This window comes from Devosia sp. 1566 (assembly GCF_004005995.1).
Taxonomy (GTDB): domain Bacteria; phylum Pseudomonadota; class Alphaproteobacteria; order Rhizobiales; family Devosiaceae; genus Devosia.
In genome coordinates this window covers 3,000,899-3,018,124 of sequence record NZ_CP034767.1, presented here as the reverse complement: position 1 = coordinate 3,018,124, position 17,226 = coordinate 3,000,899, and the positions used below count along the sequence as shown (strand labels likewise).

Annotated in this window: 14 protein-coding genes and 1 pseudogene; 8 read left to right on the top strand and 7 right to left on the bottom strand. The window is 63.7% G+C overall.

What is annotated here, in order from left to right:
* Positions 1-42: 42 nt before the first annotated feature.
* Entirely contained in the window at positions 43-906 is an 864-nt protein-coding gene (locus tag ELX51_RS14440; RefSeq protein ID WP_248305131.1) for an EamA family transporter, read from the bottom strand.
* A 122-nt stretch (positions 907-1,028) separates the two neighbouring features.
* Between ELX51_RS14440 and ELX51_RS14435 the strand changes: the two genes are divergently transcribed.
* Genes ELX51_RS14435 through ELX51_RS14420 form a run of 4 tightly spaced genes read left to right on the top strand, consistent with a single transcriptional unit; the run spans position 1,029 to position 4,741 of the window.
* Entirely contained in the window at positions 1,029-2,090 is a 1,062-nt protein-coding gene (locus ELX51_RS14435; RefSeq protein ID WP_127754181.1) for an aldo/keto reductase, read from the top strand.
* Positions 2,083-2,766 carry a fumarylacetoacetate hydrolase family protein gene (locus ELX51_RS14430; protein WP_127754180.1) on the top strand — a complete coding sequence of 228 codons (684 nt, stop codon included), beginning with the start codon at positions 2,083-2,085 and terminating at the stop codon, positions 2,764-2,766. Before ELX51_RS14435 ends, ELX51_RS14430 begins: the two co-directional genes overlap by 8 nt.
* A complete protein-coding gene (locus ELX51_RS14425; RefSeq protein WP_127754179.1) occupies positions 2,766-3,854 on the top strand; it encodes an AAA family ATPase in 1,089 nt (362 codons plus the stop codon). Before ELX51_RS14430 ends, ELX51_RS14425 begins: the two co-directional genes overlap by 1 nt.
* A complete protein-coding gene (locus ELX51_RS14420; protein ID WP_127754178.1) occupies positions 3,851-4,741 on the top strand; it encodes a transglutaminase family protein in 891 nt (296 codons plus the stop codon). Before ELX51_RS14425 ends, ELX51_RS14420 begins: the two co-directional genes overlap by 4 nt.
* A gap of 26 nt (positions 4,742-4,767) precedes the next feature.
* Here ELX51_RS14420 and ELX51_RS14415 read toward each other — a convergent pair whose 3' ends face one another.
* Complete coding sequence (locus ELX51_RS14415) at positions 4,768-5,607, bottom strand: transglutaminase family protein (RefSeq protein WP_127754177.1); 840 nt, start codon at positions 5,605-5,607, stop codon at positions 4,768-4,770.
* 298 nt (positions 5,608-5,905) lie between these two features.
* Here ELX51_RS14415 and ELX51_RS14410 point away from each other — a divergent pair.
* Together ELX51_RS14410 and ELX51_RS14405 are read left to right on the top strand one after the other, a co-directional pair.
* Positions 5,906-7,687: pseudogene (locus tag ELX51_RS14410) on the top strand (cation:proton antiporter); the annotation flags it as partial.
* 861 nt (positions 7,688-8,548) lie between these two features.
* Entirely contained in the window at positions 8,549-8,977 is a 429-nt protein-coding gene (locus ELX51_RS14405; RefSeq protein WP_127754176.1) for an Rrf2 family transcriptional regulator, read from the top strand.
* A gap of 236 nt (positions 8,978-9,213) precedes the next feature.
* Here the strand turns inward: ELX51_RS14405 and ELX51_RS14400 are convergent, their stop codons facing one another.
* From ELX51_RS14400 to ELX51_RS14385, 4 genes are all read right to left on the bottom strand, one after another.
* Positions 9,214-10,023 carry an ABC transporter permease subunit gene (locus ELX51_RS14400; RefSeq protein WP_127754175.1) on the bottom strand — a complete coding sequence of 270 codons (810 nt, stop codon included), beginning with the start codon at positions 10,021-10,023 and terminating at the stop codon, positions 9,214-9,216.
* Position 10,024: 1 nt separating this feature from the next.
* On the bottom strand, positions 10,025-10,975 hold the full coding sequence (locus tag ELX51_RS14395) for an ABC transporter permease subunit (RefSeq protein ID WP_127754174.1): 951 nt from the start codon (positions 10,973-10,975) through the stop codon (positions 10,025-10,027).
* A 261-nt stretch (positions 10,976-11,236) separates the two neighbouring features.
* Positions 11,237-12,385 (bottom strand): polyamine ABC transporter ATP-binding protein, encoded by a 1,149-nt coding sequence (potA, locus tag ELX51_RS14390; RefSeq protein ID WP_127754173.1) that lies wholly within the window; start codon positions 12,383-12,385, stop codon positions 11,237-11,239.
* Positions 12,386-12,445: 60 nt separating this feature from the next.
* The gene (locus ELX51_RS14385) at positions 12,446-13,537 is read right to left on the bottom strand and encodes a polyamine ABC transporter substrate-binding protein (protein WP_127754172.1); all 1,092 of its coding nucleotides are present in this window, start codon (positions 13,535-13,537) and stop codon (positions 12,446-12,448) included.
* A gap of 401 nt (positions 13,538-13,938) precedes the next feature.
* Between ELX51_RS14385 and ELX51_RS14380 the strand changes: the two genes are divergently transcribed.
* Both ELX51_RS14380 and ELX51_RS14375 read left to right on the top strand, forming a co-directional pair.
* The gene (locus ELX51_RS14380) at positions 13,939-14,886 is read left to right on the top strand and encodes a pseudouridine-5'-phosphate glycosidase (RefSeq protein ID WP_127754171.1); all 948 of its coding nucleotides are present in this window, start codon (positions 13,939-13,941) and stop codon (positions 14,884-14,886) included.
* The gene (locus ELX51_RS14375) at positions 14,883-15,767 is read left to right on the top strand and encodes a PfkB family carbohydrate kinase (RefSeq protein ID WP_127754170.1); all 885 of its coding nucleotides are present in this window, start codon (positions 14,883-14,885) and stop codon (positions 15,765-15,767) included. Before ELX51_RS14380 ends, ELX51_RS14375 begins: the two co-directional genes overlap by 4 nt.
* 22 nt (positions 15,768-15,789) lie before the next feature.
* Here the strand turns inward: ELX51_RS14375 and ELX51_RS14370 are convergent, their stop codons facing one another.
* Positions 15,790-17,193 carry a dipeptidase gene (locus tag ELX51_RS14370; protein WP_127754169.1) on the bottom strand — a complete coding sequence of 468 codons (1,404 nt, stop codon included), beginning with the start codon at positions 17,191-17,193 and terminating at the stop codon, positions 15,790-15,792.
* Positions 17,194-17,226 lie beyond the last annotated feature (33 nt).

The following is a 17,226-nucleotide window of genomic DNA, read 5'->3' as shown; positions in this document are numbered from 1 at the left end:
TATGCCAAAAGCCGACAGGCCTTGCAGCCGATTTCGTCGGGTTCAGGCCAGCGGCGGCGGGTTGCGATGGGCTGTGGCGGTGCTGCCCAGCGACGCCAGCATCACCGCGCCAATGCCGGCCCATTGCCACGCGCTCAATTGCTCGCCCAGGAGCACCAGCCCCATCAACGCGGCCAGCGCCGGCTGTGCGCTCATCAGGATGCCAAAAGTGCGCGCCGGCAGGTGGGGCAACGCCAGCATGTCGAGCGAATAAGGAATGGCGCTGGACAGGAGCGCCATGGCCAGCGCCAGTGGCAGGATGGCCGGGTCAAACATGGCGGCGCCCGCACTCCACAGCCCGAAGGGCAGCACCAGCGCGGCCCCAAGCCCCACGCCCAGCGCCACCGTATGGGGCCCGCCACCCGTACCCGCGCGCTGCCCGAAAACAATATAGCCCGCCCAGAACGCCCCGGCGGCCAGTGCCAGAACGACCCCCATTGGGTCCAGCGGCTCGGACAAGCCAAACAGCGGCAAAAGGAACAGCAGCCCCAGCACCGCCAGCGCCACCCAGCCAAAATCAATGCCGCGGCGCGAGCCCGCCAGCGCCACGGCCAGGGGGCCGGTGAATTCCAGCGCCACCGCGACGCCAAGGGGAATGGTGGCGAGCGCGCTGTAAAACAACAGGTTCATGGCGCCCATCGCCGCGCCATAAAAACCCACGGCGCGCCACTGCGCCCGATCGAGCCGGAACCGCCAGGGCCGGAACAGGATGGCCAGCACCAGCGCCGAAAGCAGCAGGCGCAGCGCCGTGGTGCCGCTTGCCCCGATCAGGAGGAACAGCCCCTTGGCGAGCGAAGCGCCGATCTGCGTGGCCACCATGCCCAGCGTCACCAGCGAAACAGATACAAATGGATTGGCGGGCCGCAAACAACAAGGCTTCCAGTGGAGGCCAGACTCGTAGCAGTTTTGGGGTGCCCGCGCATAGCGCGCATTGACCCGACCGCGTTTGCGCACTAGCCCTAACGACCCAGCACAACAGGAGCTCCGCCATGGAGTATCGTTATCTCGGCCGTTCGGGACTTCGCGTATCAAGCCTGACCATGGGCACCATGACCTTTGGTGGCTCCGAGCGGGTGGGCAACACGCCCCAGGACGAAGCCACCCGCCAGATCGATCTCTGCCTCGATCACGGCATCAACCTGCTCGACACCGCCAATATCTACAACAAGGGCGTGTCCGAGGAGATGATCGGGGTGGCGCTGAGCGAAAACGGGCGCCGCGAGCGCACCCTGCTTGCCACCAAGGTGCGCTTCCGCACCGGCGATGGTCCCAATGATGCGGGTCTGTCGCGCCATCACATCATCGAGCAGTGCAAGGCCAGCCTCAAGCGCCTCAAGACCGACCATATCGATCTTTACCAGGTCCATGAATGGGACGGGATGACCCCGGTCGAAGAAACCATGGAAGCGCTCGACATCTTGGTCAAGCACGGCCATGTCCGCTATATCGGCTGCTCCAATTACTCTGGCTGGCACATCATGAAGGCGCTCCAGGCTGCCGGCGAGCGCCACAATGAACGCTTCATTTCCCAGCAGATCCATTACACCCTCCATTCGCGCGAAGCCGAATATGAGCTGGTGCCGATCAGCCAGGATCAGGGGCTGGGCATTCTCGTTTGGTCTCCGCTTGCCGGCGGACTCCTGTCGGGCAAATACCGGCGCGAAGGCGGCCCCGATGCCGGCCGCCATGTGGGGGGCTGGCGCGAGCCGCCGGTGCCTGATTGGAACCGGCTCTATGACATCATCGATGTGATCGTCGCCATTGCCGAAGAGCGCAATGTGTCGGGCGCGCAGGTGTCGCTGGCCTGGCTGCTGGGCCGGCCGGGCGTCACTTCGGTGATCATCGGCGGGCGCAGCGAAGAGCAGTTCCGCGACAATCTCGCTGCCGCCGAGCTCAAGCTCTCCAATGAGGAGCGGGCGCGGCTCGACGCCGTCAGCCGGCCGCCGCTGCTTTATCCCTATTGGCACCAGACTTTTACCGCCAACGACCGGCTTGGGCCCATCGACCAGGATTTGCTGGGCTCTTATGTAGAGGAATTCAAGCGTGACTGAGTTTGTGTTTTCGCCACCGGCACCCGTTGGCCTTCCTGTGGATGACGGACGGATGTTTCCGGTGCGACGCATTTTCTGCGTTGGACGCAACTATGCCGAACACGCCCGTGAAATGGGCAATGACGCGCGCGAAGCTCCGTTCTTTTTCTGCAAGCCTGCCGATGCCGTGGTGACTGATAGCAGCGCGGTGCCTTATCCCCCCCAAACCAGTGACCTGCACCACGAGATCGAACTGGTGGTGGCCATCGGCACCGGCGGCGTCGACATCCCGGAAAGCCAGGCCCTCGATCACGTGTTCGGTTATGCCGCCGGCCTCGACATGACGCGGCGCGACCTGCAGGCCGTCGCCAAGAAGGCCGGCCGGCCCTGGGACATGGCCAAGGGCTTTGACCAGTCCGCCCCCATCGGCACCATCGTGCCGGTTGATCGGATCGGGCATCCCGGCACGGGTGCCATTACTCTGAGCGTTAATGGCGTCGAGCGGCAGCGTGGCGATCTGGGTGACCAGCTCTGGGGCGTGGCTGAAACCATCGCTTATCTCTCGGGCCTGGTTCGTCTCGAGCCGGGCGATCTCATCATGACCGGCACGCCAGCCGGCGTCGGCGCGGTTCAGCGCGGCGACCAGCTGGTTGGCACAATTGAAGGCGTGGGCACCATCGCGACCACGATCAGCTGATGACGCAATGGTCGGCACAACAGGACGCGGCCCTCAAGGCCGTGTCCAGCTGGCTCAAGGATCGGGACGGGCCGCAGGTGTTCCGCCTGTTCGGCTGGGCGGGCACCGGCAAGTCGACGCTTGCCGTGCATCTGGGCAGTGACGTCAAGAACGTTAAATATGCCGCCTTCACCGGCAAGGCCGCACTGGTCATGCGCCGCCGCGGCTGCAAGGGCGCCCAGACCATCCATTCGCTGATCTATTCGCTGGTCAGCGAAAAGGAAGGCGAGCCCCGTTTCGTGCTCGATCCGGAATCCCCCGCAGCCGATGCCGATCTCATCGTCATCGATGAAGTCTCGATGGTGGACGAGCAGCTGGGGCAGGACCTGCTGTCCTTTGGGGTCAAGGTGCTGGTGCTGGGCGATCCGTTCCAGTTGCCCCCCGTGCAGGGCGCCGGGTTCTTCACTGCCGAAGAGCCCGATATCATGCTCACCGAAATCCATCGCCAGGCTGCCGACAATCCGATCATCCGGCTGTCCATGGATGTGCGCGAAGGCGGCTATCTCGAACATGGCCGCTATGGCGAGTCACTGGTGGTCGGGCGTGACTCGGTGGATCGTGATGCTGTGCTTCAGGCCGACCAGGTGCTGGTGGGACGCAACAAGACGCGGCTGCAGTACAATGACCGCCTGCGCGAGTTGCGCGGCCTGCCATTTCACGAGCCGGTGGTGGGCGATCGCATGGTGTGCCTGCGCAACAATCCGCGCAAGCGCCTCCTCAATGGCCAGATCTGGATCGTCACCGAAGTGGCGCGCAAGGCGAATGGCAAATATTCGCTGCTGCTGGGCGCTGACGAGGGCAAGGGCGAAGCCAAGGTAATGACCCACAAGGCGTTCTTTTCGGGCGAAGAAGACGCCATGAGCTGGCCCGAGCGGCGGCAATTTGATGAATTCACCTTTGGCTATTGCCTGACCGTGCACAAGGCGCAGGGTAGCCAGTGGGACAATGTCTACTTGTTCGACGAAAGCTTCGTGTTCCGTGAGGAACGCGCGCGCTGGCTTTACACCGCCATCACCCGCGCGGCCGAAAAGATCACGGTGGTCTCATGACCCTGCTCCAGGTCAGGCACGAGACGGTCTACCGCTACGCCGGTCCTGTCCAGTTCGGGGAGCACCGCCTTCTGGTGCGCCCGCGTGACAGCATGGAACAAACGCTGGAATCCTTTGCCCTTCGCATCTCGCCTGAGCCGGTCGGTGTGCGCTGGATCCATGATGTGTTTGGCAATTGCATCGCCCTCGCGCGCTTCGAGAAGCCCGCTGACGAGCTGCGCATCGTCGCCAGCATGGTGCTCGATCATGCGCCCGAAAGCTCGCCCGATTTCGAGATCGATCCGCGCGCCAAGCTGTATCCCTTTGACTATGGCGGCACGGACGCGGTGGATCTGGGGCCCACCAGCCAACGCCAGTTTCCCGAAGAAACCGAAGTCGACAGCTGGGCCCGGCGCTTCCTTGATCCGCGGGGCAGCACCAATACCGGTCACCTGCTGATGACCATGACCTATGCCATCAAGGAAAGCTTTGCCTATATCCGGCGCACCCAGCCAGGCACGCAGCGTCCGTCCGTCACCCTGTCAAGCCGGCGCGGCACCTGCCGGGATTTCGCGCTGCTGATGATGGAGGCCGTCCGCTCGCTCGGCCTCGCCGCCCGGTTTGTGTCGGGTTATCTTTACTCCCCAGACCGCGATGGCAGTCATCGCGGCGGCGGCGCAACCCATGCCTGGTGCCAGGTCTTCCTGCCGGGAGCCGGGTGGGTGGAATTTGATCCAACCAATGGCATCATTGGCACCCGCGACCTGATCCGGGTCGGGGTGGCGCGCGAGCCCGGGCAGGCCATTCCCATTGCCGGCACCTATACCGGCGCTGCGGGGGATTACCTGGGCATGGATGTGGAAGTCCGGGTCGAGCGCGTGACCTCGCTGCAGGATTCTATGGGCTGAAGGCTCGGCCCTGGGCGCCGTCTGGTTCAGCTGAGTTCGGCGACGCTGACCGCATCCACTGTCCAGGGTTCATCCGTATCCGCATCGAGCGCATCGGCCCAAACGCGCACTCCGCGCGACTGCACATTGCCAAAAAGCGTAGCAAAGGCCGTGTCGGCTGCGTCGCGTCCCGAGCCGATCCGCACCAGCCCGTCAAGCGCCGCCATGCGCGTGGGGTCGAACAAGTACCAGCGGTCACCGAGATAGGCCTCAAACACCGCATGGAAATCCTGCGGCTGCAGCTGCCAGGCATAACAGGACACAAAGCGGGCGGGGATGCCGAGCGCCCGGCAAAAGGTCACGCCCAGATGCGCAAAGTCGCGGCACACGCCAGCGCGCGTGGCAAAGGTGTCGGCCGCCGTTGTTGAGGTGTCGCTGGAGCCGGCGAGGTAATCGACCTCCTCATGGATCCAGTTGCAGATCTCGGTCACCCGGACAAAGCCAGGCTCCACATCGCCGAACTGGCGCGACGCAAAGCGGGCCAGGAGGTCCGATGGACAATATCGCGAGGGATTGAGAAACCCGAGGGTTTCGGGCGGCAGCTGCGCCACCGGAACTTCGCCAATATCGGCCGGGTTCGCCAGCACTGGATCAAGCACGATCTGGGCGTCATAGCGGAGCTTGAGCGCCCCACCCGATGCCGTCAGGCGCCGGAACCGGTTGCCAGTGTCGTTGGCGGTAAACTGCTCGGTCACGAATGGTGGGGTGACCACAATGCGCTCGTTCAATATTCGCTGGCGCCCGCCATGCATCGCCTCGACATTGAAGATCAAGGTGGCGTTGTCGAAAACCTCATAATCGATCTCACAGCCAATGGATAACCGCATCGCCACTCCGTGTCTGCCCAGGGTGCGAAACCCGGCGGCAATCGGTGGGATCGCGCGGTTCGCTGGCGCTTGAACCTCGCCACCGCCGCAACCCTTGCGAGCCCCCTGCGCTTTAGTCAAGCTCGCCATCACGCTGACAAACTTGATCAACAAAGAGAGGGCTGCAGCCAAACTGACCAAACCGATTTAATTGCTGCACTTTTCCCGATAGCGGGCGCTTGCGGATCACGCAGTGATGCCCCAATTTGCAGCAGGGTCATTCCTGCACTTGTCCTTGTTGTTAGCCCGGAGTTCTTTCATGCACCATGATACCCCCCTGATCTCGACGATCGTCGCGGGTCTGGTGCTGGCCTTTATCTTCGGGATGATTGCCAATCGCTTCCGGCTCCCGCCGCTGGTGGGTTATCTGTTTGCCGGTATTCTGGTGGGCCCCAATACGCCCGGCTTTGTCGCCGACCAGGCGTTGGGGGCAGAACTGGCCGAGCTGGGCGTGATCCTCCTCATGTTCGGGGTGGGCCTGCATTTCTCCCTTAAGGACCTGATGAGCGTACGCGCGCTCGCCATCCCCGGCGCGCTGGTGCAAATCGGCTTTGCCACACTGTTGGGACTGGGTTTGGGCATTGTTCTGGGCTGGGGCATCGGCGCGGGCCTGCTGTTTGGCCTCGCGCTTTCGGTGGCCTCCACGGTCGTGCTGCTCAAGGCCCTGCAGGACCGCCGCTTGATTGAAACCGAGCGGGGCCGCATCGCCGTTGGCTGGCTGATCGTCGAGGATCTGGCCATGGTGCTGGCGCTGGTGCTGATCCCCGCCATTGCCAGCCTTTATGGCACCGATAGCGGCATCCATGATCCCTTCGTGTCGTTTGTCGAGCGCGTGCTGCGCACCGAAGTCGGGATCTGGGGCGTGCTGTTCCTGACCCTCGTCAAGGTCGCGGCCTTTGTGGGCTTCATGCTGATCGTTGGCCGGAGGCTCATCCCCTGGGCCCTGCACGCCACTGCCCATACCGGCTCGCGCGAACTGTTCCGGCTGGCGGTGCTCGCCATTGCACTGGGCGTGGCGCTGGGTTCAGCCGTGCTGTTCGGTGTGTCGCTGGCGCTGGGTGCATTTTTTGCCGGCATGATCCTGTCGGAAAGCGAGCTCAGCCACCGCGCCGCCCAGGAAACCCTGCCGCTGCGCGACGCCTTTGCCGTCCTGTTCTTTGTGTCGGTCGGCATGCTGTTCGACCCTTCCATCATCATCACCGATCCCCTGCCGGTGCTGGCCACCGTGTTCATCATCCTGATCGGCAAATCCGCCGCCGCCTTTGGCATCGTGCTGTTGTTCCGCCGCCCGGTGGGCACCGCGCTGACCATCTCGGCGTCGCTGGCGCAGATCGGCGAGTTCTCGTTCATCCTTGCTTCGCTCGGCGTGTCGCTGGCGATCCTTCCGCCCGAAGGGCAGGACCTGATCCTGGCCGGCGCGCTGATCTCCATCGTGCTCAATCCACTGGTGTTCTGGGGCGCTGACCTGCTCAAGCCAACCTTCGAAGCCCAGTTCGGCCGCCGCTCGGCACGCGACGACGACATCCGCATCGAGCCGGGCGAGGGGCCAGTCGTTTCCGATGGCCCGCTGACCACCGACCGGCCCAATGCGGTTGGCGTTGAAAGCGACGCCCAGGACCTCGATGACGCCCCCGAGCCTGTTACTCTGACCGGCCACACCGTGCTGGTGGGCTATGGCCGGGTCGGCCGGGTCGCCGCCGACGCCCTGCAGCCTACCGGCAAGCTGGTGCTGATCGAAGACACCGACCATGCCGTGGCCGCTGCCCGCGCCAAGGACATAGCGGTCGTGGTGGGCAATGCTGCGAGCCTTGATGTGCTCAAGCTTGCCAATCTGGGTGCCGCCGAAGCGCTGATGATCGCCATTCCCAATGGCTTCGAGGCCGGCACTGTGGTGGAGCAGGGCCGCAAGCTCAATCCCGCCATCCGCATCATCGCCCGCGCCCATTCGGACGAGGAGGTCGAGCACCTCACGCGCCATGGCGCCGATACGGTGATCATGGGCGAGCGCGAAATTGCCGCCGGCATGCTCGCCTGGCTCAGTGGCGCGCGCGCCGATGATGGGCTCGTTGCCCAGGAATACGCGGCCCAGGCGCGCGCGGCCGAAGCGCGGCTCGCCCCCACCGAAAACATCCTCCACAAGGTCGCGGGCGCTCCGCTCGCCGCGGGTGCCGAGCCGGTGCTGGGCGATTTCGAGGCTGCGAGCCTCCAGTCGGACCCCGCCGCCGAAGCCACGGAAACCGAGCCGCTGGCCACAACCCTTGCCGGGGAAACCCTCGAACCCGATTTCATGGAAACCGAGCCTGAGTTGCTCAACGACAGCCTTACCGATGTTGACGCGCCCGATGCTTTCGCCGAGGCACTCGGTCCTGTCGAGCCGCTTGCCGCCCATCCTGTTGGGGCCCCGAGCGCCACTGCCGAGACGCAGGAGACGGCTCAGGTGCCGCCGGTGCTGGTTGATGGTGGCGGTTCCGCAACTGCGCCCGCTGTGCCGCCCGCCGCCAACCCGTCCGCAGCCGAAGCGGCTGTTGTTCGCGAAGAGCCTCTGGTGGAGGTTGGTGAGCCGGCTTCGCTCGCCGAGCCGCTTGATCTGCTGGTGCCGCCCGTCGACGACGCTGCGGCCGAGACTCACGAGCACGGTGCGATGCTGTCCACCCCCCAGGCTCCCGAGCCGCTGTTGCCTGCCGGTGGGCCCGCGATGCCTGCTGAGCCGACCGCACCCGCTGAGCCGGCGCTGCCCGCTGAGCCGGCCGCGCCCATCGAGCCGCCCGAGGTTACCCCCGAGCCCCGCGATAGCCTGCCGTCACTGGACGAACTGCCGCCGGAACCCGAGGACGGGGAAGCCGACCGTCCATCGGTTGCGCCGCCTGTGACTCCCGAGCCGAGAGGCTAAGCGCCAAGCCCGATGATCTCGCAAAAGGCCAAATATGCGCTGCGAGCCCTTCTTGCCCTCAGCCGGGCGGCGCGCGGTGAATCGCGCATGATTGGCGAGATTTCGCGGGAACAGGGCATTCCCAAGAAGTTCCTCGAACAGATCCTGCTTGAGCTCAAGCGGGCCGGGCTCGTCACCAGCCGTCGCGGCCGGCTTGGCGGCTATGTGCTGGCGCGTTCCCCCGAAGAGGTGATGTTTGGCGAAGTGCTGCGCCTCATCGATGGGCCGCTCGCGCCCTTGCCCTGCCTGTCGCTGACGGCGTACCGGCGTTGCGAGGATTGTCGCGATGAGGCGTCATGCGAAATCCGCCACGTGTTCGAGCGGGTCACCCTTGCTACCCGGGCAGTGCTCGATCGGACCAGCCTTGCCGATTCATTGCAGCTGGAAGATCTGCCGGTCTAACGGGCAACAAAAAAGGGCCGCCTTGCGGCAGCCCTTCTTGAGTTTAACGGCCTCAAAGCCGGAGGAGGTGTTGTTAGCCGAGGCGTACCTCGCCTGCCAGACCACCAAATCCAAGGCTCTCGTTGAGCGCCGTAATCTCAATAGACATTGGATCACCTCCTTCACATTTGTTGAACATATGAGAAAGATGGGGTGCCCGGGTCGGTTTGTCCAATCACGGCTTGCTGAACGAGAACTTAACGGCTTGACGCATGTGGGCGTGAGCGTAGCTGGAACAGCGTTGCGCCCAGCACACCCAGCGCCACGATGCCGATGATGATGGTCGCGAGCGCATTGACATCGGGCGACACGCCCAGTCGCACCTTGGAAAAGATCACCATGGGCAGGGTGGACGAGCCCGGGCCGGACACGAAGCTCGCGATCACCAAGTCATCTAGCGACAGGGTAAAGCCCAGCAGCCAGCCCGAAACCAGGGCCGGGGCGATGATGGGCAGGGTGATGTCGAAAAACACCCGCACCGGCGTCGCGCCCAGGTCCATCGCCGCTTCCTCGAGGCTGAGATCGAGGTCGGACAGGCGCGATTGCACCACCACCGTCACATAGGCCATGCAGAACACGGAATGGGCGATGATGATGGTGAGCATGCCCCGGCCCGCCGGCCAGCCCAGCGTGCCTTCCATGGCCACGAACAAGAGCAGCAATGCGAGGCCCGTGATCACGTCGGGCATCACCAGCGGCGCCGATACCGTGCCCGCGAGCACGGTGCGGCCGCGAAAACGCTTGAAGCGCACGAGCGCCACGGCGCAAAGCGTGCCGAGGAACAAGGCGATGGTGGCGCTGACAGCGGCGATCTGCAGGCTCAGCCACGCGGCACCCAGCATCTGTGGGTCGCGGAACAGCTCGCCATACCATTTGAAGGAAAAGCCCGACCAGACCGTCACCAGCCGGGATTCATTGAACGAGAACACCACCAGCGAAATGATGGGCGCGTAGAGAAATACGAAACCCACCGAAGCTGCGATGGGCAAAAACCAGCCGCGCCGCATCTTATTTCTCCACCACGGCGTCTTGCGCCTTTTGCAGCAGCATGATCGGGATCACCACAACCACCAGCATCGCAACAGCCACCGCCGCGGCCCGGGGCCAGTTGGTGTTGGCAAAGAACTCGTCCCACAACACGCGCCCGATCATCAGGGTCGAGGGTCCGCCCAGCAGCGAGGGGATCACGAACTCGCCGATGGCGGGAATGAACACCAGCATGGAGCCGGCAATGATGCCGGGCATGGAAAGCGGCATGGTCACCGACAGGAAAGTGCGCCAGGGCCGCGCGCCGAGGTCGGCCGAAGCCTCCAGCAAGGCGCCGTCCAGCTTCACCAGATTGGTGTAGAGCGGCAGGATCATGAAGGGCAGGTAGGTATAGACAATGCCGACATAAACGGCAAAATCGGTCTGCATCATCACTAGCGGCTCGATGCCGAACAGCCCAAGGAACTGATTGATGACGCCATTGCCGCGCATGAAGCCGGTCAGCGCATAAACGCGCAGCAAAAACGAGGTCCAGAACGGCAGGATCACCAGCATCAAGAGGATATTGCGCCAGCGATCAGGCGCCCGGGCAATGGCATAGGCCATAGGGTAGCCGATCAGGAGCGTGATGATCGTCGAGATAAAGGCAATGCGGATCGAGGACAGGTAAGCGGCGACATAAAGATTGTCGGTGAACAGGCGCAGGTAATTGGTCAGGTGCAGCGTCAGCTGCACCGTGCCTTCCTCATCAAAGGTGATGAGGTCGGAATAAGGTGGGCGGCCGAACTGCTTGATCGACAGCGAAATGCCGAAGACCACAACCAGCGGCACAAGGAAGAAAACGGTCAGCCAGATCGCAGGTGCCGCGATCACCAGCATCTTGCCAGAAATCCCAACCGCGGCGAGCCCCCGCTCCACCATGGTCCAGGTCCGCCGGCGCGGCGCGGGATTGTCGATGTCAAAACTGGACATGACCAACTCCGGTGCGAACGTCCTCAAGGTGCGGCGATGCCGCTATGTTGCCCGGCCTCAATGCCGGTGCTCTGCCCTCCCTCCCCCTTGCCGGGAGGGCCGGGGAGGGGGTCGGCCTGTGGGGCACTGATAACAGCAAGCCCCGATCCACACCCTCCCCCTTGAGGGGAGGGACGGGGTGGGGATTCCGGCTCATCGCCAAGCTCGGCGGCTGGCCAAATGCCGCAATCGAACCGACCCCCGCTGTGGCTGGGTTGGCCATCATACCGTCAGCACCGAGCCGGCATTGCCACCCCAGGCGCAATACACTTCCTCGTCCCAGGTGATCGCGTCGGGATTGCCGCGCACCGTATTGGTTTGCGTCACCCGCAGGCGCTTCCCGCTGGCGAGCAGGATCTGGTAGACGGTCATGTCCCCCAGATAGCCGATTTCTTCCACCATGCCTTTGGTGACATTGGCGTCGTGCTCATCCTCGGGCTGTTCGCGCGAAAGGCTGATCTTTTCGGGACGCACTGCCCACCACAGGATCTGGTCGGGCGCGCAGTCGACGCCGTGGCTGACATAGATGTCGCAACCGAGCTCGGCCGAGCGAATGCGCACATGGTCGGGCTCGTCGTCGATCACCACGCCTTCGGCCATGTTGACCGAGCCGATAAAGCCGGCCACGAAGCGCGAATTGGGGAATTCATAGATATCAGTCGGCTCGCCGATCATGGCGATCTCGCCATAGTTCATCACCCCGATCCGGGTGGCCAGCGTCATCGCTTCCTCCTGGTCGTGCGTGACGACGATGAAGGTGACGCCGAGCGATTCCTGGATCTTGACCAGCTCGAACTGGGTTTCCTCGCGCAGCTTCTTGTCGAGCGCGCCCAGCGGCTCGTCGAGCAGCAGCAGCTTTGGCCGCTTGGCCAGCGAACGGGCGAGAGCCACGCGCTGGCGCTGCCCGCCCGAGAGCTGGTGCGGCCGGCGCTTGCCGTAATCCTGGAGCTTGACGAGGCTGAGCAGTTCCTCGACCCGGTCGGCGATCTCGTTCTTGGGCAGGTGGTCGCGCTTGAGGCCATAGGCGATGTTCTGTTCCACGCTCATATGGGGGAACAGGGCATAGCTCTGGAACATCATGTTGACGGGGCGGTTATAGGGGGCCACCTCGGTCATGTCCTGCCCATCGATCTCGATGGTGCCGCTGGTTGGCTGCTCGAAACCGGCCAGCATGCGCAGCAGCGTCGATTTGCCGGATCCCGATCCGCCCAGCAGGCAAAACAACTCGCCCTGGAAGATGTCGAGCGACACCTCGTTGACCGCGTACACATCGCCGAAGCGCTTGGTCACGTCCTTGATGCGCACGAAGGGTTTGGCTGCCGGGTCGCGCCAGGGTCGGGTGTCGGCGGCGATCTGGGGTTTCTTGGCCATGGCGCACTCGAAAAGTCAGAAGGGGCGGCGCAGCGGCCGCCCCCCGATGGGTGGGAATTGTTACTGGCCGGTTTTGATGCGGGTCCAGGTGCGGGTCAAGAGTTCTTCGAACTCGGGGCTATGCGCGGTGAGGGCAAAGGCCTTGGCGACGGTTTCGGCTGGCGGGTAGATGCCAGGATTGTTCTTGACCTCGTCGGACACGAACTCGGTCGCGGGCAGGTTGGGGTTGGCATAGAACACGTAATCGGTGATCGCGGCCACGACCTCGGGCTCAAGGATGTAGTTGATGAACTTGTGGGCGTTTTCGGGATGGGGCGCATCCACGGGAATGGCCATGAAGTCGATCAGCGTGCCCGCGCCTTCCTTGGGAATGAGATAGCCCACCTCCACGCCTTGGCCGGCTTCTTCTGCCGCATCGGCAGCAATGAATACGTCGCCCGAATAACCCAGCGCCAGGCAGATTTCGCCATTGCCCAGGTCATCGATATACTGGGACGAGTTGAAGTAGCGGATCGAAGGCTTGATTGCGGTCAGCAGTTCCTCGGCCTTGGCCAGGTCTTCTTCGCTTTCCGAATTGGGATCGAGCCCGAGATAATGAAGGGCAATTCCCACCACTTCCGATGGGCTGTCGAGCACGGCAATGCCGCAGCTCGCGAGCTTTTCCGCGTTCTCGGGCTTGAACAGGAGATCCCAGCTGTCGATCGGCGTATCGGCGCCCAGCGCTTCCGCCACCTTGGCGGTGTTGTAGCCCAGCCCGATCGTGTTGATCATATAGGGCACGGCATGGGCATTGTCCGGGTCGAAGTCGGCAGCAGTCGCCATCACTGCGGGATCAAGATTGCCCAGATTGGTCAGCTGCGACTTGTCGAGCTCACGCACCAGACCGGCCTGGATCTGGCGCTGCAGGAAATTGCCGCTCGGCACCACGATGTCATAGCCCGACGAGCCGGCCAAAAGCTTGGCATCGACGATCTCGTTGGTGTCGTAAACGTCGTAATTGACCTTGATCCCCGTTTCCGCCTCGAAATTGGCGATGGTGTCCTCGGCGATATAGTCCGACCAGTTATAAACATTGAGCACGGGCTCTTCCTGGGCGAGGACGGGTGCCGCGACCATGAGCGTGCCGAGGGCAAGTGCGAGCGACTTGTTCATGTGATGGAGCTCCTGTGAGATGGAAATAGAGATAGAAAAGGGAGGCGAACTGGCCGCCTGAACAAATGTTCAGAGGGCGTTCATCTTTGTGGCGCCGGCGAGGCAAGAGCCCCTGCCGGCATGGCGAACAAGCGCGCTGGAACGCTGAAACAAACTGCTGCCGTGAGCCCAAAGCCGGGAGCAAATCGGTCCGCGCAGACGGCGCGATCAACCCAAACCGTGTACAGCGAAGTGCCCTTTCAACGCTGGAATTGCTGCCAAACTAGAGCCAAATGCCGGGGGCGACAAGGGAAAATGGCGCCACACGCAGACCCACTTGACGCCCTGCGTCGACAAGGCGCACAAGCCGCCGCGCACACTGGCGCAAAACCGCCTTTATTCTGGCAGCGGAACGATTTCCCATGGACGGCAGAGCCTATCTTTCAGTCAGCAGCGGCATCAAAAAAGCCCTCGCAGCCGGCCAACCCGTGGTGGCGCTGGAGTCCACCATCATCACCCATGGCATGCCCTATCCACAAAACCTGGCCATGGCCCAGCAGGTGGAAGCCGTGGTGCGCGAACATGGCGCAACGCCTGCTACCATCGCCATCATGGATGGCCGGTTCTGCGTGGGGGTGAGCGGGGAAGACCTTGAGCGCCTCGCCCAGGAAGGCGCCACTGCCGCCAAGGCCTCGCGACGCGATGTCTCCTCGCTCCTCGTTAAGGGCGTGATGGCCGGCACCACGGTTGCCACCACGATGCAGATCGCCGCGCTCGCTGGCATTTCCGTGTTTGCCACCGGCGGCATCGGCGGGGTGCATAGGGGCGCGGGGGAAACCTTTGATATCTCGGCAGATCTCGAGGAACTGAGCCGCACGCCAGTTGCCGTTGTTTGTGCCGGCGCTAAGTCGATTCTTGATATCGGCAAGACCCTTGAAGTGCTGGAAACCAATGGCGTGCCGGTGCTGGGTTATCGCACCGATGACTTTCCTGCCTTCTGGGCCCGTCAAAGCGGGCACAAGGTGGATCACCGCTTTGACGACGTTGCCGAACTGGCCCGCGTCATCGCCATGCAGGCCGATCTCGGGCTCGGCGGCGTGCTGATCGCCAATCCCATCCCGGAAGCTGCAGCCCTTGACCCTGTAGCCATTGAAGCTCGCATCGCCGAAGCCATCGCCGATGCCGAGCGGGAAGGCGTCAGCCGCAAGGCCCTCACTCCGTTCCTCCTGAAGCGGGTGTTCGAGCTTACCGGAGGCAAGTCACTCGAGGCCAATATCGAGCTGGTGAAAAACAACGCCGCCGTTGCCGCCCAGATTGCCGTGGCACTGGCCGAGCGCGCATCGCCCAAGCCGACGCTGCATCGCGCATGAGCCGGGTCTTGGTGATCGGGGACGTGATGACGGACGTCATCGTCCAGCCTGAAGGCCCTGTCGTGCAAGGCTCGGACCGCCGCGCCACTATTCGCAGCCGCCCCGGCGGTTCGGGCGCCAACCAGGCCGTGTGGCTGGGTTCCATGGGGACAGAAGTGCTGTTTGCTGCTCGGGTGGGGGTTGCGGACCAGCCGATGTATGAGAACTACTTCCGCGGTCTGGGAGTGATCCCGGCGCTTGGTGCCGACAAATCCCTGCCCTCAGGGGTCTTGGTGACCTTGCTCGACCCAGACGGCGAGCGCAGCTTCCTGACCGACCGCGGGGCAAACCTGCATCTGTGTGCTGAAGACTTGCCCCCAAGCCTGCTTGAGGGTGTCGGAATGGTAATGGTATCGGGCTACAGCTTTTTTGCTGCAACACCGCGCCATGCCGTTCAGGCGCTGCTCGCCACCGCTCGCTCGCGCGGCATCGAGGTAGCTATCGATCCCGCGTCCATCGGCTTTCTCGATGAGGTTGGGCCGGCCGAGTTCCTGCGCTGGACCAGTGGCGCCGACTGGCTATTTGCCAACGACACCGAGGCGGAAACCCTTTGCGGGGTGGTTGGCTTTGAGCCGCAGATGCGGCTGCTGGGGGATCACTTCAGCAATGTGGTGATCAAGCGCGGCCGCTATGGCGCCGCCCTAGGCGGCAAGGACGGCCTGCGGCTGGCGCTACCCGCGCCCGTGGTTCCGGTCGTCGACTCCACGGGGGCCGGCGATGCTTTTGCCGCGGGCTTTGTGGCGGCCCATCTGGGGGGGGCCGAGCCGGCTGATGCCCTGGCGCGCGCCATTGTGGCCGGTGCCGAGGCGGTGCAGTTCTTGGGCGGACAGCCGGCGGCCTGAACTGCCGGCTGTCCAATACACGTTAGGCCTTGGCGGAATCGGCAAAGGCGGCGAGCACCCGCACCCAGGCGCGAATGCCGCGGTGGAAGCTTTCCAGATCATATTTCTCGTTGGGCGAGTGGATCGCATCGTCCACATGGGCAAAGCCGATCAGTAGCGTGTTGAGCCCGAGAATGGACTTGAACTCGCCCGCCACGGGGATCGAGCCGCCCGACCCAGTGATAACGGCCGGCTTGTTCCATTCGTCCGACAGCGCCTTGAGCGCCTGACGCAGATAGATGCCCTCGCTGGGCACGGTTACCGCAGGCGAGCCGCCATGTTCCTTGAAGGTCACGGTGCAATCGGCCGGGATCCGAGCTTCCACATGGCGGCGGAAGGCGGCGCGGATCTTGTCCGGATCCATATTGCCAACGAGCCGGAACGAGATTTTGGCGCTTGCTTGCGAGGGGATCACTGTCTTGAAGCCGTCGCCGGTATAGCCGCCCCAGATGCCATTGATCTCGCAGGTCGGGCGCGACCAGATCGTTTCCAGCACCGAGCGACCCGCTTCCCCGGCCGGGATCGACAGGCCGACACTGCCAAGGAACGCGGCCTCGTCGAAGCCAAGACCTTCCCATTGCGCGCGCAGCTCGGGGGTGATTTCGGGGACGTCGTCGTAAAAACCCTCAAGCGTCACGCTGCCATCGGGAGCGCGCAGGGAGGCGACAATATCGGCGACGACCTGGTTGGGATTGCGCGCGGCATTGCCGAACATGCCGGAGTGCAAATCCTTGTTGGCGCAGGTGACGGTGATCTCCTCACCCACCAGGCCGCGCAGCATGGAGGTGATGGAAGGCGTCTGCCGGTCCCACATATCGGTGTCGCACACGAGCGCCACGTCGGCGCGCAGCTCTTGGGCATTGGCCTGCATGAAGCCGGGCAGGTTCTTGCCGCCGCTTTCTTCCTCGCCTTCCAGCATGACGGAGACGCGCACCGGCAGGCTGCCGGTAGCCGCCTTCCAGGCGCGGCAGGCTTCGAGGAAGGTCATCAACTGCCCCTTGTCGTCCGAGGCGCCGCGGCCGACAATGATGGTGCGGCCTTCGGGACCCTCCTTGATCACGGGCTCAAAGGGGTCGGTGTGCCAGAGCGCGAGGGGATCGACCGGCTGCACGTCATAGTGGCCATAGAACAGCACATGCGGCCCGGGTGTTTGTGGACCATGGGCGACAACGATCGGGTGGCCGGGCGTGGGGCGGGCAGCGGCCTCAAAGCCGAGGCCCTGCAGGTCCTCGACCAGCCAATCGGCGGCGCGCTGGCAATCCTGCGCAAAGGCTGGATCGGTCGAGATAGAGGGGATGCGCAGCAGGGCTTTGAGCCGTTCTAGGCTAGCGTCCAGGCCCTGGTCAACCTGGGCGAGGACGGCGTCGAGCGCACTGGTGTTCATCATAGGTAATCCTTTCGCGGCAATTGGCCGGACCAT